Annotated in this window: 20 protein-coding genes, 1 tRNA gene and 1 pseudogene; 8 read left to right on the top strand and 14 right to left on the bottom strand. The window is 64.6% G+C overall.

The genetic code is table 11. The features are described 5' to 3' along the window. From CEY11_RS15525 to ychF, 4 genes and pseudogenes are all read right to left on the bottom strand, one after another. Positions 1-3,114 (bottom strand): BPTD_3080 family restriction endonuclease, encoded by a 3,114-nt coding sequence (locus CEY11_RS15525; RefSeq protein WP_088604292.1) that lies wholly within the window; start codon positions 3,112-3,114, stop codon positions 1-3. A 147-nt stretch (positions 3,115-3,261) separates the two neighbouring features. After that, entirely contained in the window at positions 3,262-4,308 is a 1,047-nt protein-coding gene (locus CEY11_RS15515; protein WP_088604290.1) for a Fic family protein, read from the bottom strand. A 335-nt stretch (positions 4,309-4,643) separates the two neighbouring features. Beyond that, positions 4,644-4,772, bottom strand: a pseudogene (locus CEY11_RS15510) (Arm DNA-binding domain-containing protein); the annotation flags it as partial. Between the two features lie 207 nt (positions 4,773-4,979). After that, positions 4,980-6,071 carry a redox-regulated ATPase YchF gene (ychF, locus tag CEY11_RS15505; protein ID WP_088604288.1) on the bottom strand — a complete coding sequence of 364 codons (1,092 nt, stop codon included), beginning with the start codon at positions 6,069-6,071 and terminating at the stop codon, positions 4,980-4,982. Between the two features lie 262 nt (positions 6,072-6,333). Here ychF and CEY11_RS15500 point away from each other — a divergent pair, with 262 nt between their 5' ends. After that, positions 6,334-6,546 carry an addiction module protein gene (locus tag CEY11_RS15500; protein ID WP_088604287.1) on the top strand — a complete coding sequence of 71 codons (213 nt, stop codon included), beginning with the start codon at positions 6,334-6,336 and terminating at the stop codon, positions 6,544-6,546. Positions 6,547-6,860: 314 nt separating this feature from the next. Here the strand turns inward: CEY11_RS15500 and CEY11_RS15490 are convergent, their stop codons facing one another. The 8 genes from CEY11_RS15490 to CEY11_RS15455 form a co-directional block, all read right to left on the bottom strand. After that, the gene (locus CEY11_RS15490; protein WP_088604286.1) at positions 6,861-7,727 is read right to left on the bottom strand and encodes a CPBP family intramembrane glutamic endopeptidase; all 867 of its coding nucleotides are present in this window, start codon (positions 7,725-7,727) and stop codon (positions 6,861-6,863) included. Positions 7,728-7,964: 237 nt separating this feature from the next. Then, complete coding sequence (gene pth, locus CEY11_RS15485; protein WP_088604285.1) at positions 7,965-8,564, bottom strand: aminoacyl-tRNA hydrolase; 600 nt, start codon at positions 8,562-8,564, stop codon at positions 7,965-7,967. Between the two features lie 274 nt (positions 8,565-8,838). Continuing rightward, entirely contained in the window at positions 8,839-9,462 is a 624-nt protein-coding gene (locus CEY11_RS15480) for a 50S ribosomal protein L25/general stress protein Ctc (RefSeq protein ID WP_088604284.1), read from the bottom strand. 113 nt (positions 9,463-9,575) lie between these two features. After that, positions 9,576-10,526, bottom strand: a complete 951-nt coding sequence (locus CEY11_RS15475; protein WP_198958910.1) for a ribose-phosphate pyrophosphokinase — start codon at positions 10,524-10,526, stop codon at positions 9,576-9,578. Positions 10,527-10,642: 116 nt separating this feature from the next. Then, a tRNA-Gln gene (locus CEY11_RS15470) sits at positions 10,643-10,719 on the bottom strand. A gap of 1 nt (position 10,720) precedes the next feature. Beyond that, positions 10,721-11,629 carry a 4-(cytidine 5'-diphospho)-2-C-methyl-D-erythritol kinase gene (ispE, locus tag CEY11_RS15465; RefSeq protein WP_088604283.1) on the bottom strand — a complete coding sequence of 303 codons (909 nt, stop codon included), beginning with the start codon at positions 11,627-11,629 and terminating at the stop codon, positions 10,721-10,723. A gap of 72 nt (positions 11,630-11,701) precedes the next feature. After that, complete coding sequence (gene lolB / locus CEY11_RS15460) at positions 11,702-12,280, bottom strand: lipoprotein insertase outer membrane protein LolB (protein ID WP_088604282.1); 579 nt, start codon at positions 12,278-12,280, stop codon at positions 11,702-11,704. Between the two features lie 12 nt (positions 12,281-12,292). Then, a complete protein-coding gene (locus tag CEY11_RS15455; RefSeq protein ID WP_233154906.1) occupies positions 12,293-14,068 on the bottom strand; it encodes a tetratricopeptide repeat protein in 1,776 nt (591 codons plus the stop codon). Positions 14,069-14,166: 98 nt separating this feature from the next. Between CEY11_RS15455 and mutM the strand changes: the two genes are divergently transcribed. The 6 genes from mutM to fahA all read left to right on the top strand — a co-directional run bounded on the left by mutM (position 14,167) and on the right by fahA (position 20,847). Next, the gene (gene mutM, locus CEY11_RS15450; protein WP_088604280.1) at positions 14,167-14,997 is read left to right on the top strand and encodes a bifunctional DNA-formamidopyrimidine glycosylase/DNA-(apurinic or apyrimidinic site) lyase; all 831 of its coding nucleotides are present in this window, start codon (positions 14,167-14,169) and stop codon (positions 14,995-14,997) included. 264 nt (positions 14,998-15,261) lie between these two features. After that, a complete protein-coding gene (locus tag CEY11_RS15445) occupies positions 15,262-16,218 on the top strand; it encodes an MBL fold metallo-hydrolase (protein ID WP_088604279.1) in 957 nt (318 codons plus the stop codon). Between the two features lie 60 nt (positions 16,219-16,278). Continuing rightward, on the top strand, positions 16,279-17,964 hold the full coding sequence (locus CEY11_RS15440; RefSeq protein ID WP_088604278.1) for an FAD-dependent oxidoreductase: 1,686 nt from the start codon (positions 16,279-16,281) through the stop codon (positions 17,962-17,964). After that, positions 17,961-18,167, top strand: a complete 207-nt coding sequence (locus CEY11_RS15435; protein WP_088604277.1) for a DUF2783 domain-containing protein — start codon at positions 17,961-17,963, stop codon at positions 18,165-18,167. Before CEY11_RS15440 ends, CEY11_RS15435 begins: the two co-directional genes overlap by 4 nt. 20 nt (positions 18,168-18,187) lie before the next feature. Further along, positions 18,188-19,489: a homogentisate 1,2-dioxygenase gene (hmgA, locus tag CEY11_RS15430; protein WP_088604276.1), complete on the top strand. Its 1,302-nt coding sequence runs from the start codon at positions 18,188-18,190 to the stop codon at positions 19,487-19,489. A 38-nt stretch (positions 19,490-19,527) separates the two neighbouring features. After that, a complete protein-coding gene (fahA, locus tag CEY11_RS15425) occupies positions 19,528-20,847 on the top strand; it encodes a fumarylacetoacetase (RefSeq protein WP_088604275.1) in 1,320 nt (439 codons plus the stop codon). A gap of 69 nt (positions 20,848-20,916) precedes the next feature. On the opposite strand, the gene CEY11_RS15420 is transcribed toward fahA, so the two are convergent. Beyond that, positions 20,917-22,332 carry an FAD-binding oxidoreductase gene (locus CEY11_RS15420; protein WP_088604274.1) on the bottom strand — a complete coding sequence of 472 codons (1,416 nt, stop codon included), beginning with the start codon at positions 22,330-22,332 and terminating at the stop codon, positions 20,917-20,919. A 202-nt stretch (positions 22,333-22,534) separates the two neighbouring features. On the opposite strand from CEY11_RS15420, the gene CEY11_RS15415 reads away from it, so the two are divergent. Continuing rightward, positions 22,535-24,061, top strand: a complete 1,527-nt coding sequence (locus CEY11_RS15415; protein ID WP_233154905.1) for a phosphomannomutase/phosphoglucomutase — start codon at positions 22,535-22,537, stop codon at positions 24,059-24,061. A 141-nt stretch (positions 24,062-24,202) separates the two neighbouring features. Here the strand turns inward: CEY11_RS15415 and CEY11_RS26010 are convergent, their stop codons facing one another. Then, positions 24,203-25,357: a glycosyltransferase family 4 protein gene (locus tag CEY11_RS26010; protein ID WP_332888371.1), complete on the bottom strand. Its 1,155-nt coding sequence runs from the start codon at positions 25,355-25,357 to the stop codon at positions 24,203-24,205. Positions 25,358-25,445 lie beyond the last annotated feature (88 nt).

The following is a 25,445-nucleotide window of genomic DNA, read 5'->3' as shown; positions in this document are numbered from 1 at the left end:
TCAGTGTTCCTTGTTTCCCGGCGCAGCCGCTTCAATCATTTGGTTGAACTTTGCCTCGACCTCCTTGGCGAAGTCGTCCTGCATTTCGTACACATCGCCGAACTCGGCGAAGGCCCAGCGGCCATGCGTACCGAGGTGATTCACGCCGGGAATCCAGTGGGTGTCCATGGTGGACTTCTTTTCCTTCGCGTCCTCGCGCCGGTAGCCCTTGATCTCGACGATCAGGTTCAACGGGGCGTTCTTGCCGCCACCGTCGTCCACTTGCACGATGAAGTCCGGGATGTAGATACGGTTGGCTGAGCCGAAGCGGTAAGGTACTTCCAGGCCAAGGTTGTGGTTCTTGGTGTAGGCCAGTACCTTAGGATGCGACTCGGCGACTCGGCAGAATTCGCCTTCCCAGCCGCTGTCCAGAATGACCCAGTTGACCTGGTTCTTTGGCTGGTTTTCCACCCCGAGGGTTTCCCAGCGTTCGCTGCCCGGGCGGGAGGTGTTGAAGCGCACATGCGCGGTGCTGCCGGTCTGGTTGAACGGGTCAAGAATGGCCTTGACCTGCCGGCCTTTCTCCAGTTCCTTCGCGGTAATGCCCTTGGTGATGCGCTGGCAGGCCATGTCCGCCAGTTCGCGGTACATCAACTGCGCCGGGTAGGTACCACCCTTGCATTCCAGGCATTCGTCTAGCCATTGGCGCACGATGCGTTTGAGCTGACCGAACAAGGCAATCGGTGCATCCTGGCCTTGATCGCGCCAATGCCCGAACAACAGGTGCTTGGTCAACTCCATCAGCAGAGTGGACTGGCGCACGTCTCCCAGATGCTTGATATCCAGTTCCACCGCCTCGCCAATGATGCCAGCGTTATGGGTCTTGGTTGCGCCGACCATGTCAGGCGTCAGGCTGAGGTGGTGATCGTCATTGAATTCGGCTTCGAGTTGTTCTTCTGGCAGCTCGACGCGATAGCCCTGCACGCGCGGGAACCGGATTTCCAGATGGTCGCGCTCCGGGCGGAGTGCCTTGACTGTGACTGTTTCGCGGGGCTTGGGCGGCGTGACGACGACAGGCTTGGCTGTGAAGTCGAAGGGGATACCGAATACGTCGGCGTACTCCACGTCGAAAAGGCCTTGCTCGTTCAATTCATAGGACTGGCGACGCAGTGCACGCCCAATCACCTGTTCGCACAGCAGTTGGGTGCCGAATGCACGCACACCGAGGATGTGGGTAACGGTATTGGCATCCCAGCCTTCTGTGAGCATGGACACCGACACCACACAGCGGATTTGCTCACCCAGGCGACCCTGCTTGCCAACGGTGTTCATCACCTCGCGCAGCAGTTCGCTGTCACTCAGGTTCTCAGCCTGGCGGCGATCACCGGTGCGTTCGATGATCTCGCGTTTGAAGCGTTCGATCTCGTCCGCGGCCATGCCCCGGAAGTTATCGTCCAGCGCCTCGCCAGATTCGAGTTGCTCGCTGTCGATCAGCAAGGTTTTCGGGCGCGCCAACGGGTTGCCGTGCTCGTCGAAGTTGCGGAACAGTTGCAGACGCCCCTCCACTGGCATGACGGAGCCATCTTCATTCGTGCGTTCGAAACCGGAGATGTAATCGAACACCAGCTTGGAAGTTGCAGTGTTGTTGCACACCACGATGAAGCATGGCGGAACATTGATGCCAGCCTGCTTCCACGCGTCGTAGGTTTTGAGATAGTGCCCGTACAGGGCTTCCAGCGCGGTCTGCAATTCCACCGGAATGGCCAACGGATCGAGCTGGGCGTTCTTGCCGCGCCCCTTCTTCGGCATCTTCTTGCCGATGTGCTTCCAGAGTTCGCGGTAGATGGGCATTTCCGCGCCGGGGATGTTGTCGGCCACCGGCACTCGCGGCAATTTGACGATGCCACATTCGATGGCGTCCATCAGCGAAAAGTCGCTCATCGTCCAAGGAAAAAGGGTGCCCTCCACATAGCCGGACCCAGCCAAAAAAAACGGCGTGGCCGAGAGGTCGATCACCTGCTGCAGGCCCAGCTTGCGGTTGACTGCTTCCAGGCCAGAAATCCACAGCCGTGCTGCTTCGTTCTCGTCCTTGACGTGTTCCTTGGCAGCCTTGAGGTCATCGCCAGTCAGAGGGTTACCCTTGTCGTCGACATAGTCGTCGTCGGATGCGGGTTTTTCGCGGTAGCAGTGGTGGGCCTCATCGTTGATGGCTAGGATATTTTTCAGCCCCATCAATTCCGGTATGACCCGCTGGAGCATCTGGCCCTCGGTTTCCAGCGTGTCCAGCCCGCTGCCAGTACGGCCTTGCAGCAAACGGCGGCCTCCCTTGGACAACCCCATGCGCTCGCGCAGCTTGAAAGCGTGGTAGTTGGTGATGACGATTTTGGCCTTGCCCAAATCGGACAGCATGTCGCGCGGCACGATCTCGCGGCTGGCGTAGTAGCTGTCTGCGTCATTGGGCAACAGCACACGCAAACGATCCTTGATGGTCAGGCCAGGTGCAACCAGCAGGAAACCACGGGTGAATTTCTTGCTCTGCGGATGCCGCACGGCATTGACCGTCTGCCACGCAATGAGCATGGCCATGACCGTGGTCTTACCTGCACCGGTGGCTAGCTTCAGCGCCAGACGCATCAAGCCGGGATTGGCATCGTCGCTGGCCTTTTTCAGGTGATCAAGGAAGCGTTCGCCGTTCTTGCCAAGCTGAGGAGCGACCTCGGTCAGCCAGATGGCGGTCTCGGCCGCTTCGACTTGGCAGAAGAACGGGCGCACACCTATGAACTTGTGGTTACGCCAATGTTCTAGTAAACGGGCTGTTTCGGGGGTGACGCGCCACTGCGACGGGGGTAGCTTACGCCAGGCATCCACTTCCTGCCGGACAGCATTGATGATGGCGGTGTGGTCATAAGCCTGCTTAGCAGTGGACAGGCCCTTGCCTTCATCAAACAACAGACCCGCCTGCTCGTGTTCACCTCTCTTCTTGCGCGGTTTGGGGATCGGTGTGATGAAGTCGGCGCGGCGGCGGCTGGAGATGATTTCTTGGGTCGGCTGACCGCTGGTGTCCAGTTCCCAATGCCTGGCCGGATACTCATACGGCGAATTCAGAATGGGTTGGGCGAAGAACTGATCACTCACTTTTTTAGTCCCCTGATATCTAGATTTTTTCGAGGAGATTCAGAGCTTGAGGCAGCGTTCCTTACCCGTGTCCCTGGTCGGAAGGTTTGCTTGAAGTCATCACCCAGCAAGCGGCTGATGTTGCCGATCAATTCCATCATGATCCCCTTACCCTTGTTTGGTCCATTTCGCCCCTCTTCCTTTACCTGTTGACTCTATCAACCCCTCTGATTTCATCGCCCGCAGCACCAATCGCACCATGTCCCGGCTCACGCCTGGACAGGCTTCTTCGATTTCGGAAATCGAAAACGGCAGAGTGCGTCCCAGGACTTCCGCACGCACCCGGTCGCCTTTACTGCCACGGCCACGCTCGATGGTGCCGACACGCTCCTCGAACTCACGGTAGGCCCGCAGCAAGGCACCCCAGAAGTAGTCGAGCCAGGGCTTAACGTCGTGCTGCCCCTGGTGCCAGCCCTGCGAACTGGCTTCCAGCGTCTCGTAATAGCCTTCCTTGGTGTCCTCGAAGATGCGTTCCAAGCTGATGTAGCGACCCACGGCATAGTCGAAGTGGTAGAGCAGCAGCAAGGTCAGCAAGCGGGACATGCGACCGTTGCCGTCGGGAAACGGATGGATGCACAGGAAGTCCAGCATCGCCAGCGGTGCTAGCACCAGGGGGTCGGCCAGGTGCTGGTCCAGTGCAGTGGCGTAGCGCCCTGTCAGATCAGCCATGGCCATCGGCGTAAGATGCGAAGCCACCGGCTGGAAACGCAGACGCGAAGTGCCATCCGGGTGACGCTCGATGATGTCGTTATTGGTGGCCTTCCAGCGTCCGCCCGCCTGCGGCATATAGCGGTACAGTAGGGTATGTAATTGCAGCACAACACCCTCGCTGAAGTGCATGTGCGTGGCGGACTCGTGGATCAGCGCCAGGGCATCACGGTAGCCGGCGATCTCCTGTTCGGAACGGCTCTTTGGTGTTGCGTTGCGGATGACCAGAGACTTCAGCCGCGAAGGCGCTACGACAACACCTTCCAGCCGGTTGGACGACTCAGTGGACTCCACCACCGCGATCTGGCGCAGGCCCTTGAGGGCTTCGGGCGACTGTGCAGCGTAGAGCTGCTGCTTACCCTGGTACTCGCCCAGTGTGCGCAACGTGGCGGCCTGAGTGCCATCGAAGCGAAGCGCGGTAAGGTACTCGGGTGTGAGCGAGTGCATGGAAATGTAAGCCCAGGCTGTCTAAATGGGGTAATCATAGCCATTAAATGGGGCAATGTCTCTAGAAATGCCTCATTACCGGTGTTTGACTACCCCATTTCCTGAACTGGACCGGTCGTGAGGGGCTGGCATGGCCGTCCAGGAAGGAAATGAGCGAATGAATTTCAAAAAGGGGCAATAAAGTCAAAATTACCCCACTTACCCCGTTGTTTACCCCATTCCTAGCGCTCAGCATTGGGCAAAGGCAAATGGCAAGGGAACGGCTCTCAAGGGACAACGGCCCTATCCAGAAAAGGAAAAGGCCGCTCTGTCCATTCGTTCTGCAACACCCGGTTCCACCGCCAGAGCTTGCCGCCGGCGGGCTTGACCAGCAGGAACAAGCCCCCGCCGTCTGAAAGTTTCCAGTCTCGATCAGTCGGTTTGGCCGACCTGACCTTGAGGTCGGTGAGTAGATTCTCGGGCATCGTTGGACTCCACTGCGGGGAAAAGTACCCCCACGGTTGAACACGAGTACCCCCAACGCGACCCCCGAATTTTCTGGACCTTGATGAACAATAGGAACGCTCAGCAGACCGTATTGTTTATGCAGCCCATTGATTTAAAACGGGTCAATCTGTCCACCAAGCGCTACTGAGCGCCACCGAGGCCCGGCAAAAATCGTCAGACGTTGATCACACGTTAAACAAAAAATTCATCACGTCCCCGTCCTTGACCACGTACTCCTTGCCTTCGGCGCGCATCTTGCCGGCCTCTTTGGCGCCCTGCTCGCCCTTGCCGGCGATGTAGTCGTCATAGGCGATGGTCTGGGCGCGGATGAAGCCGCGTTCGAAGTCGGTGTGGATGACGCCGGCAGCCTTGGGGGCGGTGTCGCCGACGTGTATGGTCCAGGCACGCACTTCCTTGACGCCGGCGGTGAAGTAGGTCTGCAGGCCCAGCAGGCGGAAGCCGGCGCGGATGACGCGATTCAGGCCCGGCTCTTCCATGCCCATGTCGGCCAGGAAGATCTGCTTGTCTTCGTCGTCGAGGTCGGCGATCTCGGCTTCGACGGCGGCGCAGATGGCCACCACCGGGGCGTTCTCGGCCTCGGCGTATTTCTGCACGGCCTGCAGGTGCGGGTTGTCGGTGAAGCCGTGCTCGGCGACGTTGGCCACGTACATGGCGGGCTTGGCGGTGATGAAGCACAGCGGCTTGAGCAGCGCCATGGAGTCTTCGTCCAGATCCAGTGAACGGATCGGGCGCGCCTCGTTGAGCACCGGCATCACTCGCTCGAGCACGGCGACCATCTTGATGGCTTCCTTGTCGCCGGCGCGCGCGGTCTTCTGGTGGCGGTTCAGGGCCTTCTCGGCCGAGGCCAGGTCGGCCAGGGCCAGTTCGGTGTTGATGACCTCGATGTCGGAGATCGGGTCGATGCGTCCGGCCACGTGCACCACGTTCTCGTCTTCGAAGCAGCGCACTACGTGCACGATGGCGTCGGTCTCGCGGATGTTGGCCAGGAACTGGTTGCCCAGGCCCTCGCCCTTGGAGGCCCCGGCCACCAGGCCGGCGATGTCGACGAACTCGACCACGGCGGGCATGATGCGCTCGGGTTTGACGATCTCAGCCAGGGCCGCAAGGCGCGCGTCGGGCACTTCTACCACGCCGACATTGGGCTCGATGGTGCAGAAGGGATAGTTTTCGGCGGCGATGCCGGCCTTGGTGAGGGCGTTGAAAAGAGTCGATTTGCCGACGTTCGGCAGGCCGACGATGCCGCATTGCAGAGCCATGGAGATCCTATGTATATGAATGCACTAGACTGAATGCACTAGACGCACGGGCCAGTGCTCGACCCAAGAGATGGGAAGAACAGCCCGGGTCGGGTATGTTGGCAGCAAAACCAGCCGTCCTGAAGGATTTTGGCCATGTTTTGCCTACGGAAAGGACGATTTTAACCCGCTACGCCAAAGCGGCAGGTAGACGATCTATAGCGAATCGCTAAAATGCAGAAGGGGGGCGCTCCATGGCGCCCGAAGGAAGGGCTTGCCTATCATGTTTGCCCTCGAAAAACTCTCGCGCGCTGAAAAGCTCCGGATGATGGAGGCCTTGTGGCGCGATCTCACTGCTGATGCGGCCGAGCTTCCCCCATCCGCTTGGCACGATGATGCGCTGCGCCACGCGGAGGTTGAACAGGCGAAAGGCTCAGCCCAAATGATGGATTGGGCCGAAGCCAAGAGCTTACTTCGCCGACGCGCCCAATCGTGAGAATCCGCATCCTGTCGTTGGCGATCGAAGACCTCGACGCAGGACGCCGATTCTATGAAAAACAACAGGAAGGTTTGGGGGAATACTTCCTGGATTCACTGTTTTCCGACATAGATGCTTGCTTCTTTATGCGGGCATCCATCAAAGATTTTTCGGCTATTTCAGAGCCCTGTCGAACCGCTTTCCGTATGCCATCTACTATCGCATGGAAGACACGGAAATTCGGGTCTGGCGTGTATTGGATTGCCGACAGGCCCCCAACCGAACAACCCAGTCGCTTACAGATATAGGTTGATGCGACCGTCTCTGCTGCTTCAAGTGACGATCCGCCCGGCAGGTGAATGCAGCAGGATCCACACCATCAGCAGCGGGCCGCTGTTGAACAGGCCGTGCAGCAACATGGAGGCGCCTATGCCGCGGCGTGTGCGGATCCAGCCCAGCACCAGGCCGGTCATCCATTGCGGCAGCACCAGCAGCGGCATCAGCCAGTACGGGGTATGCGGCATGGAGAAATTGTGCAGATGCACGGCGGCGAAGGCCAGCATGGCCAGGTGGAAGACCCAGGGAAAGCCGCGCCGGTAGCGCAGCCTGTTGCGCCAGGACATGGGCTCACGCGCGCGACGCAACAGTTTTGCCAGCGGGCCCGCCTTGGTGCCAGGCTGCGCGGGCGTGTCTGCTGGCGCACCGGCCGCGGCCCTGCCCGCAGGGCCGCGCAGGTACGGCAGCCAGCACAGCAGCAAGATGACGGCGACCAGCCACATCGTCCAGAACTGGGGCCCGTAGAGCATGGCGACGACGGCCGCAGGCACCTGCCAGCGCGCCTGCGCGGAGTGGCGCAGGCCGTAGCGGAAGACCAGTTCCTCGACCAGCGGCGCCCAGATCAGGGCCTGCAGCCAAGGGATGTGGGCGATGTCCAGCCTATGGGCGGCGCCGCCCAGGCCGGCGGCGGCCACGGCAATAGGGCCCAGGAAGAACAGGTTGATGCACCACAGGAAGCCGGCCCATTGCAGCAGGCGCTTCCATGGCACGACGGGGAACCAGTCCTCCCACCAGCCGTCGCCCAGCCGTCTGCCAGGCAGGCGTGGCCCGAAGGCGGGCTGCCGGATGAATCCGATGAAATCGCGGAATTCGTCGCGCCAACGCCGGCCGCGTTGCGTGCTGCCTGCAGAGGGCCGGCTCATACCCGCCCGCGGGGTATATGGCCGCAGCCGCGGCTGGGAGGTGCGGCACGCAGTGCGGCCGGCCCGCTGCGCGGCAGCGCATTGATTGCAAGCGCGGGGCAGAAGAGAGATCGCATGACGGACTCGGAAGCCGCAACCGGGCCACGATACCAGCGGCCACGGGGCTGACCAACACGGCGCGGGCCAACGCGAGGCGCATCGGCGCGCAGCGCGGTGCACACCCCATGCCGGCCCATGTCAGGCACGATTGGCCTCGTGCAGCTGGTTGATGGCGCGCGGGAATTCGCCGCGCAGCAGATCGGGCGCGATGGCGCGGCAGCGGTCGATGACGCCTTCGATTTCCTTGAGCTCTTCACGGCGCGGCGCATTGAGCACGAAGGCCACCACCTGCTGCGCCAGGCCCAGGCTGCGCGGATGGCCCACGCCTATGCGCAGTCGCCAGAAGTCGGGGCTGCCGAAGGCGGACTGTATGTCGCGCAGGCCGTTGTGGCCGGCGTGGCCTCCGCCCTTCTTGAGCTTGACCTGGCCGGGCAGCAGGTCGAGTTCATCGTGCAGCACCAGCACTTGTTCGGGCGCCAGCTTGTAGAAGCGCAGCAGCGCGCCCGCCGCCTGGCCTGAACGGTTCATGAAGGTAGTGGGCTTGGCCAGTATTACGGCCTCGCCGTCGACGCGCGCCTTGGCCACCTGCGCGAAAAAGGCTTTTTCGGTCGTGAACGAGGTCTTGAGATCGTCGGCGAGATGGTCGGCGAGCCAGAAGCCCGCATTGTGGCGGGTGACTTCGTATTCCGGGCCGGGATTGCCCAGGCCGATAATCAATCGTATAGGAGCAGCGGACATGGACGCGATTGTAATGCCTGGGGCATGGCGGCGCGGCCGCCATGCCCGGTGGCAATGAAGCGGTGAAGCGGAAGCGGGAAGCGATAAGCAAAGCCCCCGACGGCAAAGCCGTGCGGGGGCTGAATTGCGCGGGGCGGCCGCGCCGCGGTGCCCTGTTCCAGGCGCAATGCAAGACAAAGCAGCAGGAAACTGGGCCGCAGCGAACCGCGGAGGCGCCGGTGCGCAAGCCAGGCTACACAGCCCGGCCTACGCGGCTCGACCTCCGCGCCCGGACTTATTCCGCGGGCTTGTCGGCTGCGGCTTCGCCGGTAGCGGTCTCATCGCCCGCATCCGAGCCGGCCTTGACGTGCGCCGCGGCCAGGGCCGGGTTGGCATCGGCGCCGTGCGGCACGTAGGTCACGCCCACAGGCAGGGTGATGTCGGACAGGTGCAGGATCGAGCCGCCCAGCATGTTGCCGAGATCGACCTCGATGTACTGCGGCAGGTTGGACGGCAGGCAGGTGACTTCCAGCTCGGTCAGCAGGTGCGTGACGATGGCGCCGCTGAGCTTGACGGCGGGCGATTGATCCGCATTGACGAAGTGCAGGGGCACCTTGGTGTGCAGCGCCTGGCTGGCGTCGATGCGCTGGAAGTCCACATGCAGCACTTGCTGTTTGTAGGGGTGCCATTGCACCGAGCGCAGCAGCACCTGCTCGCTCTTGCTGCCCAAGTCCATGGTCAGGATCGAGGCGTGGAACGATTCCTTGCGCAGGGCATGGTAGATCTCGTTGTGGTCGAGCTCGACGCTGAGGGGCTGGGCAGTGCCGCCGTACACGATGGCGGGGACACGGCCGGCGCGGCGCAGGCGGCGGCTCGCACTCGTACCCTGTACGCTACGCTCTGTGGCGTTGAATTTCATGAAGTACTCCGAAAAAAGCAATGGGCTTGTAGTGCCCAGTTAAAAAAACGCAGCGCGAAATGCGCAGCGCACAACGGCCTTGCCCACCGCGACCAGCGGGCAAGGCACGGAATTCAATCTACGAACAGGGAGCTGACCGATTCGGCGTTCGAGATGCGCAATATGGTTTCGCCCAGCAGCGATGCGCACGAAAGCTGGCGGATTTTACCGCAGTCGCGCGCCGCGTCGGACAAGGGAATGGTGTCGGTCACCACCAGTTCGTCGAGGCCCGATTCGACGATGCGCTGCACCGCCGCGCCGGAAAGCACCGGGTGCGTGCAATAGGCATAGACCGAAACCGCGCCACGGTCTTTCAGGGCCTGTGCGGCCTTGCACAGCGTGCCGGCGGTATCGACCATGTCGTCCATGATGATACAGGTGCGGCCGTCGACCTCGCCGATGATGTTCATGACCTCGGACACATTGGCGCGCGGGCGGCGCTTGTCGATGATGGCCAGGTCGGCTTCGAGCTGCTTGGCCAGCGCACGGGCGCGCACCACGCCGCCGATGTCGGGCGAGACCACAACCAAGTCTTTATAGCTGCGGCGCCAGATGTCGCCCAGCAGTATGGGGCCGGCGTAGATGTTGTCGACGGGTATGTCGAAGAAGCCCTGGATCTGGTCGGCGTGCAGATCCATGGTCATGACGCGGTCTACGCCCACTACCTGCAGCATGTTGGCCACCACCTTGGCCGAGATCGCCACACGGGCCGAACGCGGCCGGCGGTCTTGCCGCGCGTAGCCGAAATACGGCATGGCGGCGGTGATGCGCCCGGCCGAGGCGCGCCGCAGCGCGTCGACCATGACCATGATTTCCATGAGATTGTCGTTGGTGGGCGCGCAGGTGGGCTGCAGCACGAAAACGTCTTTGCCGCGCACGTTCTCGTTGATTTCCACCATGACTTCGCCATCGGAGAAGCGGCCGACGGCCATCTTGCCCAAAGACATGTCGAGATGATTGACGACATCAACCGCCAGCCGGGGATTGGCGGTGCCCGTAAAAATCATGAATCTGTCGTTTGCCATGATCGATGGTAGAAATTGCGGGGGGCCTTAAACGACAAAGCCGTTGACCAGCACCCCGAACGAGGCCGACTCAACAGCTTTTTGCTAGCCCTTCGCGGCCGTGAGGCCAAGAAAAGTGGCTGGGGAAGAAGGATTCGAACCTTCGCATGCTGGAATCAAAATCCAGTGCCTTAACCAGCTTGGCGATTCCCCAATTAACCTTGTATCCAGTGTCGCAGCGGATGATCATGCAAACCCGGGCATGCCCAGGCATTTTCAGCCAATAACGGCCTGCCGGCGCCCGCACGAATAATTTTACCGGCTATTTCTTCTTGGCAAAACTGCGCCTGATTCATCGTTACAAACTCTACGAAGAAGCAGGAACCCGACCCGGTCATCCTGGCATTCAACCCTGCTTGCCGCAGCCACGAGGCCAGCTCGCGCACGCGGGGGTATCTGCCGCAAACCACCGGTTCCAGATCGTTGCGGCCAAAAAGCATATTGCCTTTGGCGCCAGTCTGTTGCCATTCGGAAAAGACCGCCATTTTGACAGAGGGTGTATTTCTTGTCAATTCAGGGGCGGCAAACACCCCAGCAGTGGGCACCGCCTGACAGGGCTGTATGACCACGTAGGCGCGCTCGGGCAGATCCACGGCTTCGAGTTCCTCGCCCACCCCTTGTGCGAAGGCGCTGCAACCGTTCACGAACACCGGCACGTCCGCCCCCAGAGGCAGGGCCAGCGCCATGAGTTCGGCGCGGCTCAGCCCGGTCTGCCACAGGCGGTTCAGCGCGATAAGCGTACTGGCGGCATCGCTAGAGCCGCCGCCCAGGCCGCCGCCGGCGGGAATCTGCTTGCGGCAGCGGATCTGCGCGCCGTAAGAAGTGCCGGTGGCACGCTGCAGGGCACGGGCGGCGCGCACCACCAGATCGTCATCCGGGTTCAGTCCCGCAATGCCGTTCTCGCATTCGATGCGGCCGTCGCCGCGGCGCTCGTAGTCCAGCGTGTCGCACAGGCCGATGAAGCGGAACACGGTCTGCAGCAGGTGATAGCCGTCGGCGCGCCTGCCGGTCACGTGCAGGAACAGGTTCAGCTTGGCCGGAGCCGGAACGTCGTATAGCCTCATGTCATCCAGAATTCCATGGCCTGGCGCGGCGCGCAGCAAGCACGGCCGCGAGCCCACGCATGCAAGCGCAAGCTAAGCGCCGTCCACGACCAGCCGCACGCTGATGTGCCGGCCCGCGGCATCGCGCGTCAGCCGCAGCAGGCGGGGCCCTTGCGTATCGTAATTGGACAGCTCGACATGCCAGCCGTTCTGCTCGAAACCGCCGATGTGGCCGGCCTCGTCCTTGCGCAGGCCGTCCACCGGCCGGCTGCCGGTACTGCCCCGCAGCCAGTCGCGCAAACCGGCCACCGGGATGGCGCTGCCCAGCACCTGCTCGACCAGCCCGTCGGGATCGGCGGCGCGCTGCTGCGTACCGTCCGCGCGCGTCAGAACCGACACGCCGGGGCGTACCTCGACGCGCGCCAGGATATTGCCGAGCGGATTGGACAGATCCAGCCGCAGCGTGCGCCCGTCGTCGTTCCAGGCGAAGCCGCCCTGCACCGCCTGTGCCGGGGCGCCATAACCGGTGGCGCTGAGCGCGAAGCGGCCCACCCGGTCGAAGGCATGCGCCGTGCCGCCGGCAATGCGCTGCGGGGTGGCGCAGGCCGCCAGCAGGCACGCCAGGCCGCAAACCAGCCAGGCGCGATAGCGTAGAAATGAAATACCCAGCATGGCACTCCCGGATTACAGCTTCACATTGAAGCGCTTGAGGGTCTTGAGCAAGGTGTCGTTCTTGGGGTCTTTCTTGAAGCCGGCGCTCCAGATCTTGCGCGCCTCGCTGTGGCGCTTGAGCTTCCACAGGACTTCGCCCAGGTGGGCGGCGACGTCGGCCGCAGGCAGCAGCGCATACGACTGGCGCAGGTAGTCGAGCGCGGCCTTATTGTCGCCGGTGCGGTACAGATACCAGCCCACGCTGTCCAGAATGAACGGGTTTTCCGGCTCGAGCTGCAGGGCGCGCTCGAGCAGATCCTGGGCCTCGTCCAGATGGGTGTTCTGGTCGGCGTAGGTATAGCCCAGCGAGTTATAGGCGTTGGCGTTGTCGGGGTCGAGATCGATCACGCGCCGCATCAGCTTTTCGAACTGATCGAACTTGCCCTGGCGCTCGTAGAGCATGCCCAGATCGTACAAAATCTCGGAGGTGTCGGGCATGGCCTTGTCGGCCTGCACCAGCACCTCGGTGGCCAGTTCGGTACGCCCCGCATTGCGATAGATGGAAGACAGCGTCAGCGCCAGCACGGTGCGTTCGTGGTTGTCTTGCGGATGCACCGCCGCAATGGTCTTGCGGGCCGCCGCCAGGTCGCCCATGCGCGCCTGCAGCACCGCCATGTGGACGCGCGCCTGGAACTTCAGGGTGGGGTCTTCGATCTGCCCGAGCTGCTGGATCGCGTCTTTCAAGCGGCCGCGCTTCTCGGCGATCTGCACCAGCAGCAGGCGCGCGTCGGAAGCGTCCGACGCGGCATTGGTGGCATTGTCGTTGATGGACTGGCGGCGCTGGGTCTGCACGCTGATGTAGTCATCGAGCAGAGCCTGCGCGCGATCGTAGCGTCCGGCGCGGAAATCGACCTCGGCCTCGGTGTACTGCAGGTCGAAGTCCTCGGGCGCGCGGGCGCGCATCTGCTGGATGAGCTCCAGCGCGGAATCGAAATCCTTGCGGTCGGCCAGGCGCGACACCAGCAGCAGCTGCAGCTTGCGCGCGTCGGGATGCTGGACGGCAAACAGCCGCGCCGTATTGATGGCCTCGCCGGGGTCGACCTTCAGGCCGTATTCCAGCACGCGCTGCGCCGCCTGTTCGGAATCGGGATCCAGCTCCTGCGCCTCGCGCGCCTCGGCCAGCGCGCGATCGGCGTCGCCCGCGGCCCAGGCCGCGTCGGCCAGGGCCAGATGAGCGATGGGCAGGGAGCGCACGGGTTCGTGCAAGGCCTGATCCAGCACCTCGAGCGCCACCTTCTTGTCGGTCATCTTGCCGACGATGGCCGCGGCCTGGGCAATGGCGCGGTCTTTGTCGGTGGCCTTGTCGATGCGGTTCCACAGCGCCGTGGCAAGGCCGGCGGTCTGGCCGTTGGACGCCGCCAGGGCCAGCGAAGCGGCCACCGCCTCGGCATCGTTGGGGGCCAGCAGCGCCCATTGCTTTGCGGCCGCCAAGGCGCGCGGCAAGTCGTGGCCGGCCATCGACAACTGGAAGGCGCGCTTGGCCAGGCGTGGATCCAGCGTGTCTTTGGAAAGATCCAGCAGAGTGCGGCTGGCCAAGTCGTACTGGCCGCGCTGCGCGGCTATCTCGGCGCTGAGGATGCGGTACATGATGTCGGCCGTAAGCGTGACATCGGGCAGGCTGCCCTCGCGCAGGTGTATCTGCTCGGTCTGCGCCGGCGCCACCGCAGGCTGACGGGCATGACTCGGAACAGAACACAGCAGGCACAGCATGGCCGCAACGAGCCAGGGCAAGGAAGTCGGAAGTTTCATTAACTGGATATAAGCAAAGCCATTGCCTTTCCCGCCCGCAACCATAGCGCAAAATGGCAAAATCACACACTGGAATTGACAGATCTTAGCACCCCCTCATGCCCGAACTGCCAGAAGTCGAAACTACCCGTCGCGGAATTGCGACGGTCATGCCGGGCCGGATACTGACCCGCTTCATCGTGCACGAAGCGCGCATGCGCTGGCCGATTCCCGCCGGCCTGCCGGATTTGATCGGCGGCAAGGCGGTACTGGAGTGCGGACGCCGCGGCAAATACTTGCTTATTCGATTCGAACACGGCACGCAGATCGTGCACCTGGGCATGTCCGGATCCTTGCGCCGCGTGGCGCCCGATGAACCGCGGCGCAAGCATGACCACGCCGAATGGCTGTTCGACAATGGCGCGCGCTTCCTGTTGCACGATCCGCGCCGTTTCGGCGCCGTGCTGTGGCATGCGGCCGCCGACGGCCCGCTCGAGGCGCACCCGCTGCTGGCGCGGCTCGGCATGGAACCCTTCGACCCCGGCTTCACCGCGCAAAAACTGCACGCCGGCCTGCGCGGCAAGACGCTGTCCATCAAACAGGCGCTGCTGGCCGGCCAGGTGGTGGTGGGCGTCGGCAATATTTATGCTTCGGAAGCCCTGTTCCGGGCTCGCATCCATCCGCGCACGCGCGCCGGCCGGCTGTCGCCGGCACGCTGCGCGCGGCTGCTCGACGCCATCCGCCAGACCCTCAGCGACGCGCTGGAATCGGGCGGCAGCACGCTGCGCGACTATGTGGACGCCAGCGGCGAGCCGGGCGCCTATTTCACGCTGCATGCCGCGGTGTATGAACGCGACGGCCAGCCGTGCCGAGTCTGCGGCACCCCGATCCGCCGCATCGTCCAGGGCCAGCGGGCTACTTATTACTGTCCGTCCTGCCAGCGCAACTGAATCAGGCCCGGGCGGCTGAGTCCGGCCCGGCCGGGCCTACCTGGCCGGGCCTGCCCGGAGGGGTCTACCCGGCGGGGTCTGTCCGGCGGAGCCTACCCGGCCAGGGTCGGTCCCGCCCCGCCCCGCCCGGCTCGGCTCGGCTCGGCTCGGCTCGGCTCGGATCGGATCGGATCGGATCGGCATGAGTTAAATTCGTCTATAACAAATGCATTGCATAAAAACGAATATCAACCTATACTTCCTCAAACCACTGGAGACCGCCCCATGAGCAAACAATTCGCTTCCCACGCCGACCTGGAAGACAAGGTCGTATCCTTCGACAAGCTGTCGGACAACGCCTATGCCTATACCGCCGAAGGCGACCCCAACACCGGCGTCATCATCGGCGACGACGCCGTCATGGTGATAGACACCCAGGCCACGCCGGTCATGGCCCAGGGGGTCATCGACCGCATCCGCGAAGTCACCGACAAGCCCATCAAATACATACTGCTGTCGCACTACCATGCCGTGCGCGTGTTCGGCGCGGCGGCCTACAAGGCGCAGGAAATCCTCGCCAGCCGCGACACCTACGACCTCATTGTCGAACGCGGCGAACAAGACAAGGCCAGCGAAATCGGCCGCTTCCCGCGCCTGTTCCGCAACGTCGAATCGATTCCTCCCGGCCTGACCTGGCCCACCATCACCTTCGACGGCGAAATGACCGTCAACCTCGGCAACCTCGAAGTGCAGATCCTGCAAGTGGGCCGCGGCCACACCAAGGGCGACACCATAGCCTGGCTGCCCGAGCAAAAAATCCTGTTCGCCGGCGACCTGGTCGAATACCAGTCCACCCCCTATGCCGGCGACTGCTACTTCCGCGAATGGCCGCACACGCTGGACACCCTGGCCGAATTCAACGCCGAGAAAATGGTGCCCGGCCGCGGCCCGTCGCTGCAGTCGGCCGCCGAAGTGCGCAAGGGCCTGGCCGGCACCCGCGCCTTCATCACCGACCTGTACGCCAGTGTCAACAACGGCGTGGCCGAAGGCAAAGACCTGAAGACCATCTACCGCGAAACCTACGACTTCATGAAGCCGCGCTACGCCGAATGGGTCATCTTCGACCACTGCATGCCTTTCGACGTGTCGCGCGCCTACGACGAGGCCACGGGCTACGACGATCCGCGCATCTGGACCGCAGAACGCGACCTGGAAATGTGGAAGCAGCTCGAAGGCAACTGAATGCAGTGACCCGACCGGCGCGGCTACGGGCGCGCCGGCGATGACACGAGGAGAACTGGCGTGGGAGACACCGATTACCAGGCCCTGGAATTCGAATACCGGCCGCAACCGTCCGACGCCGCCGGCCACCACCCCATAGTGGTCGTGGGCGCGGGCCCGGTGGGCCTGAGCCTGGCGCTGGATCTAGCGCAGCGCGGCAGCAAAGTAGTGGTGCTCGACGACGACTATCGCCTGTCGACCGGCTCGCGCGCCATCTGTTTCGCCAAGCGCACCCTGGATGTCTGGGATCGCCTCGGCGTCGGCCAGAAAATGGTCGACAAGGGCGTGTCCTGGAACGTCGGCAAGGTGTTCTTCAAGGGCGAAGAGGTATGGCGTTTCGACCTGCTGCCCGAGCCGGGCCACCGGCGCCCCGCCTTCATCAACCTGCAGCAATACTATTGCGAAGGCTTTCTGTGCGAACAGGCCGCGGCGCATCCCGGCATAGAACTGCGCTGGAAGCACAAGGCGGTCGGCGTCGAGAACCGCGCCGATGGCGTGCTGCTCACGGTCGAGACGCCCGACGGCCCCTACACGCTCACGGCCGACTGGCTGGTGGCCTGCGACGGCTCGCGCTCGCCGCTGCGCAAGATGCTGGGCCAGGAAGCCCACGGCCGCATCTTCCGCGACCGCTTCCTGATCGCCGACGTGCGCATGCAGGCCGAATTTCCCACCGAACGCTGGTTCTGGTTCGACCCGCCCTTCCATCCCAATCAATCGGTGCTGCTGCACCGCCAGCCGGACAACATCTGGCGCATCGACTTCCAGCTGGGCTGGAACGCCGACCCGGTCGAAGAGGTCAAGCCCGAAAACGTGCTGCCGCGCATCCGCGCCCTGCTGGGCAAAGACACCGCCTTCGAGCTGGAATGGGTCAGCATCTACACCTTTGCCTGCGAACGCATGGATCATTTCCGGCACGGCCGCGTGCTGTTTGCCGGCGATTCGGCGCACCGCGTCTCGCCCTTCGGCGCGCGCGGCGCCAACAGCGGCGTACAGGACGCCGACAACCTCGCCTGGAAGCTGCACCTGGTCACCCGCGGCCTGGCGCCCGAGGCACTGATCGACAGCTATGCCGCCGAGCGCGAACTGGCCGCCGACGAGAACATCCGCCATTCCACGCACTCCACCGATTTCATCACGCCCAAGAGCGAGATCAGCCTGCTGTTCCGCAACACCGTGCTGAAGCTGGCCAAGCACTATGAATTCGCGCGCGCGCTGGTCAACAGCGGCCGCCTGTCCACCGCCACGGCCTATACCGACACGCCGCTGAACACACCCGACACCGAGCGCTTCACCCATTTGCTGCCGCTGGGCGTGGTGGCGCCCGACGCGCCCGTGCAGGTAGAGGGCCGCGATGCCTGGTGGCTGTCGTGCCTGGACGGCCGCTACACGGTAGTCATATTCTGCCGTTCCGGCCTGCCGCCGCAGGCCACCCTGCAGCAGCTGGACGAACTGCGCCGCGATCCGCTGGGCATACAGGTCATCCTGGTGGCCGCGCCGGCCTGCGCCGGCCAGGCCGCGCGCAGCGGGCTGCACACGGTCGTCGACGCGCAGGGCGTGCTGGCGCGGCGCTACGACGCGCGCGAGCACACCACTTACCTGATACGCCCCGACCAGCACATCGCCGCGCGCTGGCGCGCCTGCCACGAACCGGCCATCCGCGCCGCGCTGCGCCGCGCCAGCGGCCACCTCGAGGACACTCCGGCATGAATACCCTGAACACCCACAGCAATATCGTCTCTCCGGACGATTTCTACGAAGACCTCATCGAAGCGCACCGGGATCTGGACACGGCCCAGAGCCACGAGCTGAACGCGGCGCTGGTGCTGCTGCTGGCCAACCACATAGGCGACCGGGATGTATTGCGCGTAGCCCTGGAAAAGGCGCGCGACATAGCCCGGCCCGCAAACTGACCCTCACAGGAGTCGTACTCATGAGCACACTTCAGTACCAAACCGGCTTCGGCAACAGCCACGCGACCGAGGCCCTGCCCAGCGCCCTGCCGCAAGGCCGCAATTCCCCGCAACAGTGCCCCTACGGCCTGTATGCCGAACAGTTGTCCGGCACGGCCTTTACCGCCCCGCGCGCCGACAACCGCCGCTCGTGGCTGTACCGCATACGCCCCGCGGCCGTGCAGCAGCCCTTCGAACCGGCCGGCGACATCGCCCACTGGCACAACGATTTCGGCAAGGGGCCGTGCACCCCCAACCAGCTGCGCTGGAACCCCCTGCCCATGCCCACCGACGCCACCGACTTCATTCACGGCGTGCACACCTGGGCGGGCAACGGCAACGCCGACGACCAGGCCGGCATAGGCATACACCTGTATGCGGCCAACCACTCCATGCAGGGCAGCTTCTTCTACAACGCCGACGGCGAAATGATGATCGTGCCGCAGCAGGGCCGCCTGCGGCTGGCCACCGAGCTGGGCCTGATCGACCTCGAGCCCTGCGAGATCGCCGTCATTCCGCGCGGCGTACGCCTGCGTGTCGAACTGCTCGACGCCGAGGCCCGCGGCTATCTGCTCGAGAACTTCGGCGCCCCCATGCGCCTGCCCGAACTCGGCCCCATAGGCTCCAACGGCCTGGCCAATGCGCGCGACTTCCAGACCCCAGTGGCCTGGTACGAAGATCTCGACGACGACTACACCCTGTACGCCAAGTTCAACGGCGGCCTGTGGCGCGCCAGCATCAACCATTCGCCGCTGGACGTAGTCGCCTGGCACGGCACGCATGCGCCCTACAAGTACGACCTGCGCCGTTTCAACACCATCGGCTCGATCAGCTTCGACCATCCCGATCCGTGCATCTTCACGGTGCTGACCTCGCCGTCGGACACCCCGGGCACGGCCAATATGGATTTCGCCATCTTCCCGCCGCGCACGCTGGTCATGGAAGACACCTTCCGCCCGCCCTGGTTCCATCGCAACATCGCCAGCGAATTCATGGGCCTGATCGAAGGCGTCTACGATGCCAAGGCCGAAGGCTTCCTGCCCGGCGGCGCCAGCCTGCACAACTGCATGACGCCGCACGGCCCCGACGCCGAGACCTTCGCCAAGGCCAGCACCGCCGACACCGGCAAGCCGCACTATATTCGCGATACCATGGCGTTCATGTTCGAGACCCGGCGCGTCATACGCCCCAGCGCCCAGGCCCTGGCCGCGCCCACTCTGCAAGCCGACTACTACCAGGCCTGGCAAGGGCTGCAGAAGCACTTCCACCCCGAGCATCCGTAACGCCGGCTTAATTCACCCAAGAACCAGGATCGCAATCCATGACTTACCTGAACGAAACCCACGATCCCCAACTACGCAGCTGGGTCGAATCGGCCAACGCCGCAGGCAATGGCTTTCCCATTCAGAACCTGCCCTACGGGGTGTTCCGCCGCCTCGACAGCGCCGAAGCGTTCCGCCCCGGCGTGGCCATCGGCAGCCAGATCCTGGATCTGGCCGCGCTGGCCGAGGCCCGACCATTCTCAGGCGCCGCGGCCGAAGCGCTGGCCGCCTGCACCGGCGACAGCCTCAATGCCCTGATGGCGCTCGGCCAGGCCCATTGGTCGGCGCTACGCCTGGCCCTGTCGCGCGCCCTGCGCGCCGAGTCGTCCCTGCAACCGCTGCTGGTACCGCTGCTGGTCGCGCAGAGCGACGCCGAAATGAGCGTACCCGCGCACATCGGCGACTACACCGACTTCTATATCTCGCTGCACCACGCCACCTCGGTGGGCAAACAATTCCGCCCCGACAACCCGCTGCTGCCCAACTACAAGTGGGTGCCCATCGGCTACCACGGGCGCGCCTCCAGCATCGGCGTCTCGGGCCAGCGCTTTCCCCGCCCGGTAGGCCAGACGCGCCCCGCCGCCGAAGGCGCCGCGCCCAACTTCGGCCCCTGCCAGCGCCTGGACTATGAACTCGAGCTGGGCATCTTCATCGGCCAGGGCAACCCCCAGGGCCAGCGGGTACCCGTCGGGCAAGCCGAATCGCACGTGTTCGGCCTGTGCATCCTGAACGATTGGTCGGCGCGCGACATCCAGGCCTGGGAATACCAGCCGCTGGGGCCCTTCCTGTCGAAGAACTTCGCCTCCACGATCTCGCCCTGGGTCGTCACGCTCGAGGCCCTGGCCCCCTTCCGCACGGCCACCACCCGTGCGGCTTCCGATCCGCAGCCGCTGCCGTACCTGTCCGACGCCGAGAACGCCGCTGCCGGCGCCTTCGACATCGGCCTGGAAGTGCTGCTGTCCACCGAAAAAAGCCGCGCGGCCAAGGCCGAACCCGCGGTACTGTCGCGCAGCAATTTCAAGGAAGCCTACTGGAGCGTGGCGCAGGTCGTGGCCCACCACACCGTCAACGGCTGCAACCTGCAGCCCGGCGATATGCTGGGCACGGGCACGCTGTCGGGGCCGGCCGCCGGCCAGGAAGGTTCCATGCTGGAAATCAACCAGGGCGGCAAGAAGCCCATCGAACTCACCTGGGGCGAACAGCGCCTGTTCCTGCAAGACGGTGACGAAGTCATACTGCGTGCGCGCTGCGAGAAGGCCGGCTACCCGGCCATCACCCTCGGCGAATGCGCGGGCATGGTGCTGCCTGCCAGGCCCTGAGAGGGCTTACGCGTTGATACACTGCAGATCTGCGCCCGGCCCGGATAACTCCGTAGACGGGCGCAGCCGTCACCCTTGCAGCACCTTGCCTGGATTCATCAAACCCAAGGGATCCAGGGCCTGCTTGATGCGCTTCATCAGCGCCAGTTCCACCGGATCCTTGTACAGCGGCAGCACGTCGCGCTTGAGCTGTCCTACGCCGTGCTCGGCGCTGATCGAGCCGCCGTGCTGGCGTATGCTTTCATAGACCACTGCGTAGATATCTTCCTGCAGGCCGAGCAGCGCCTGCTCGGTGTACGCCTGGCCGCGCGCCACGTTGTAATGCAGATTGCCGTCGCCCAGGTGGCCGAAGATGATGTGCTCCACCCCGGGGAAGCGGGCCTGCAGCGCGGCATTGGTGGTCTCGACGAAATCCGCCATGCGCGACACCGGCACCGACACGTCATTCTTCACATTCTTGCCGAAGGCCTTTTCCGCCAGCGGAATGCTTTCGCGCAAATGCCACAGCGCCTGGCTTTGGGCCATGCTTTCGGCGATCACGGCGTCGCTGACCAGGCCGGCTTCCAGGGCCTCGCCCACCACGGCCTCGAAGCGCGCACGCGCGTGCTCTGCGCTTTCGCTGTCGGACAGCTCCAGCAAGGCATACCAGGGCAGCTGCGCGGACGGCCCCTCGAAAGGAATGCGCTGCTGGGGATAGCATTGCACCACTCCATGCAGGCAGTTGCCGCCGATCAGTTCGAAACCGGTCAGGCTGGCGCCGAAGCCCTGGCGCGCCAGCGACAGCAGCGCCACCGCGTCGCGCACCGAGGCCAGGCCCAGCAAGGCCGTGCATTGCGCCACCGGCTGCGGGTACAGCTTGAACGTGGCCGCCGTGATGACGCCCAGCGTGCCTTCGCTGCCCACATACAGGTCGCGCAGATCGTAGCCCGTGTTGTCCTTGCGCAGCCCGCGCAGCCCGTGCCAGATTTCGCCCTCGGCCGTAACCACTTCGAGCCCCAGCACCAGCTCGCGCGTATTGCCATAGCGCAGCACCTGCGTGCCGCCGGCATTGGTGCCCAGATTGCCGCCCACGGTGCAGCTACCTTCGGCCGCCAGGCTCAGTGGGAAAAGCCGGCCGGCCTCGCGCGCCGCCTGCTGGGCGGCCTGCAGCACGCAGCCCGCCTCTACGACCATGGTGTCATTGTCGGTGTCGATGCCGCGCACGCGGTTCATGCGCGCCAGCGACAGAATGATCGCCGAGCCCGAGCCGTCGGGCGTGGCCGCGCCGCACAGGCTGGTGTTGCCGCCCTGCGGCACGATGGGCACACGCTGCGCGACACACCATTGCACGACTTCCGCAACCTCTTGCGTGCTGCCGGGGCGCACGACCGCCAGCGCCCGGCCGGCATAGCGGTTGCGCCAGTCGACCTGATAAGGCTCGGCCTGTTCTCCTTGCAGAACGTGGGGCTCTCCCACGATACGCTTCAACTCGTCCACTGCCGGCATGCGGGCTCTCCTGGCTTGCGCGATTATTCAAACGGATAGTTATTTTAGCCACCATGGGGCGGCCCCAGCCCCTGTCACACCCTGTTGTCTTGTTCTTCCCCCGGGCGCCGCGCCGGCGTCCTCCATACACTTCGTACAATACCCGGCTATATCAAGGCTTGCGCGACCAGGCAGGCACCGGCCCACGCTCACCAGGAAAACAATGGATCAGCAGCAACCCGCCCCCGAAGTCTTCAAGGCCTACGATATCCGCGGCATCGTGCCTGGGCAGATCAATGCCGCCTTCGCATATGGCCTGGGGCATGCGCTGGGCCGGCGCGCCGCCGCGCAGGGCCTGGCAACGGTGGCCGTGGGCCATGACGGCCGCCTGAGCAGTCCCGAGCTGGCCCGCGCGCTGCGCGCCGGCCTGGCCGCGGCCGGCGCGAGCCCGCTGGACGCCGGGCTGGTGCCCACCCCGCTGGTTTATTTCGCCGCCTGCACGCTGGCTGGCGGCTCGGGCGTGGCCGTTACCGGCAGCCACAATCCGCCGCAATACAACGGCTTCAAGATGATGCTGGGCGGCCAGACCTTGCACGGCGCACAGATCCAGGAACTGCGGCAGGCCATGATGGAGCCCGGCGCGCCGCGGGCCGCGACAGGCGTGGCGGACGCCGCGGGCAATGCGGCTGGCGCGCCCGACGCCGCCACAGACGGCCCAGGCTCCGCCGGTGCAGTCGAAGCCGATACAGCCAGCACTGGCGGCATTGCCGACGCTAGCGGCGCGACGGTGGCCAGCACCGCCGAATCGCGCCTGCCCGAGCTCATCGACACCTATATCGCCCGCATCGCCGGCGACGTGAAACTGGCGCGCCCCATGAAAATTGCCATCGACTGCGGCAACGGCGTGGGCGGCGTGGCCGCGGCCAGGCTGTTCCAGGCCCTGGGCTGCGAGGTGGACGAGCTGTACTGCGAGGTCGACGGCAATTTCCCCAATCACCATCCCGACCCGGCCGAGCCAGCCAATCTGGCCGACCTGATCGCGCACGTGCGCGGCAGCGACTGCGAGCTGGGGCTGGCCTTCGACGGCGACGCCGACCGGCTCGGCGTGGTGACCCGATCCGGCCAGATTATCTGGCCCGACCGCCAGCTGATACTGTACGCGCGGGACATACTGCGGCGCGCGCCGGGCAGCACCATTATCTTCGACGTGAAATGCAGCCGCCACGTGGCCGCGGAAATCGCCGCGGCGGGCGGCCGGCCGCTGATGTGGCGCACCGGCCATTCGCTCATGAAGGCCAAGCTGGCCGAGACCGGCGCGCCGCTGGCCGGCGAAATGAGCGGCCACATTTTCTTCAAGGAGCGCTGGTACGGTTTCGACGACGGACTGTATACCGGCGCGCGCCTGCTGGAGATCCTGTCGCGCGGCGACCACCCGTCCGCGGAACTCGAGGCCCTGCCCCAAGGCATTTCCACGCCCGAGCTGAAACTGGAAATGCAGGAAGGCGAACCGCAAAAGCTGGTTGCCCGCCTGCAGGGTTCGGCGGCATTCGCCACGGCCCGCGAGCTCGTGACCATAGACGGCGTGCGCGCCGAATACGCGGACGGCTTCGGCCTGGCGCGCGCATCCAACACCACGCCGGTCGTGGTCTTGCGCTTCGAAGGTGACAGCGAGGCGGCGCTGCGACGCATACAGGGCGAGTTCCGGCAGGCGCTGCTGGCGCTGGCGCCGCAGGCACAGCTGCCCTTCTGATACGCATCTGCAATCAAAAATATAAGAATTCGTGCAGGGGATTCTTATCTCTTTGAAAGCGGATTGCTATGAGGCGCGCCCGCAGCAGGCTCGCACAAAAAATAGCGGCCCAGGGCCAAGCGTGGCGGCCGCCACAGGCATTCAATCGGCGCCTTGCTCTGGCTGAGTATGCCGCCCCAACAAGGCGTCGTAGGCATTCAAATGCGCCCGCACCACATGCCGCACATCGAACTCGCGCTCGGCCAGGCCGCGCCCCGCCGCGCCGAAACGGCGGCGCAACGCGTCGTCGCCGGCCAGGCGCTGCACCGCGGCGGCTAGCGCCGCGGCATCGCGCACCGGCACCAGCAGGCCGGTGACATCGGGCTCGATCGCATCGCGGCAGCCGGGCACGTCGGTCGTGACGACCGCGCGTCCGCAGGCGGCGGCCTCGACCAGCGATTTGGGCAGACCTTCACGGTAGGATGGCAGCACGACGATATGCGCCGCCGCATACAGCGCGGCAATATCGCTGCGCTGCCCCAGGCACTGAACCGTCGCCTCGCGGCTCCATTGCTGCAGCTCGGCATCGGTGATGGTGGCCGGATTGCCCGGATCGGGGCTGCCCACCAGCTGCCAGCGCAGGCCGCTGACATGGCCCGCCGACAGCCGCGCCGCCTGCACGAATTCCCGCACGCCCTTGTCGGCCAGCAGCCGTGCCGCCATGATGGCCACCGGCGGCCCATCGGGTTCGGGCACGGCCGGGAACGCGTCGAGATCCACGCCCGAGCCGCGGATCATCAGCACTTGCTGCGGCACAATGGCGCCGATGCGGGCCAGCATCTCGCGGTCGCTGTCGTTCTGGAAAATGACCCGGCTGTTCGGGTGCCGCAGCGCCAGGCGATACATGAAGCAGGCCGCGCCACGCAACAGATCGTAGCGGCTCGGCGGCGCCGCGAAGACATAGCCCAGCCCCGAGATGGCGGCCACGAAGGCCGGCACGCGCGCCAGCCTGGCGGCCATGCCGCCATACAGCACCGGCTTGATCGTGACGGCGTGCACCAGGTCGGGGCGCAAGCGGCGGAACAGGCGCCACAGGGCCCACAGGGTGCGCAGCTCGCCCAGCGGATTGGCGCCGCTGCGCGTCATGGGGATGACATGGTGGTACAGGCCGAGTTCGCGGATGCGCGCAACGCTGGGGCCGTCCATCGTCGCCACGTGCACCTCGTAGCCCGCGCGCAGCGCGCCCAGCGCTATCGGCAGCCGGTGCGACAGGAAGAAGGCCGGATTGTTGACGGCGATCAGCAGGCGCGGCAGCACCTGCGGCTGCGCCCGGGGCGGCGCGGCCCCGCGCCTGGGGCGATCCGCCGCCAGCCGCCGCCACAGCGCGGCATAAGCTGCCACCATG

Origin of the sequence: Candidimonas nitroreducens, assembly GCF_002209565.1 — a bacterium.
Classification (GTDB): domain Bacteria; phylum Pseudomonadota; class Gammaproteobacteria; order Burkholderiales; family Burkholderiaceae_B; genus Candidimonas; species Candidimonas nitroreducens.
This window is presented reverse-complemented; position numbering and strand designations above follow the sequence as displayed.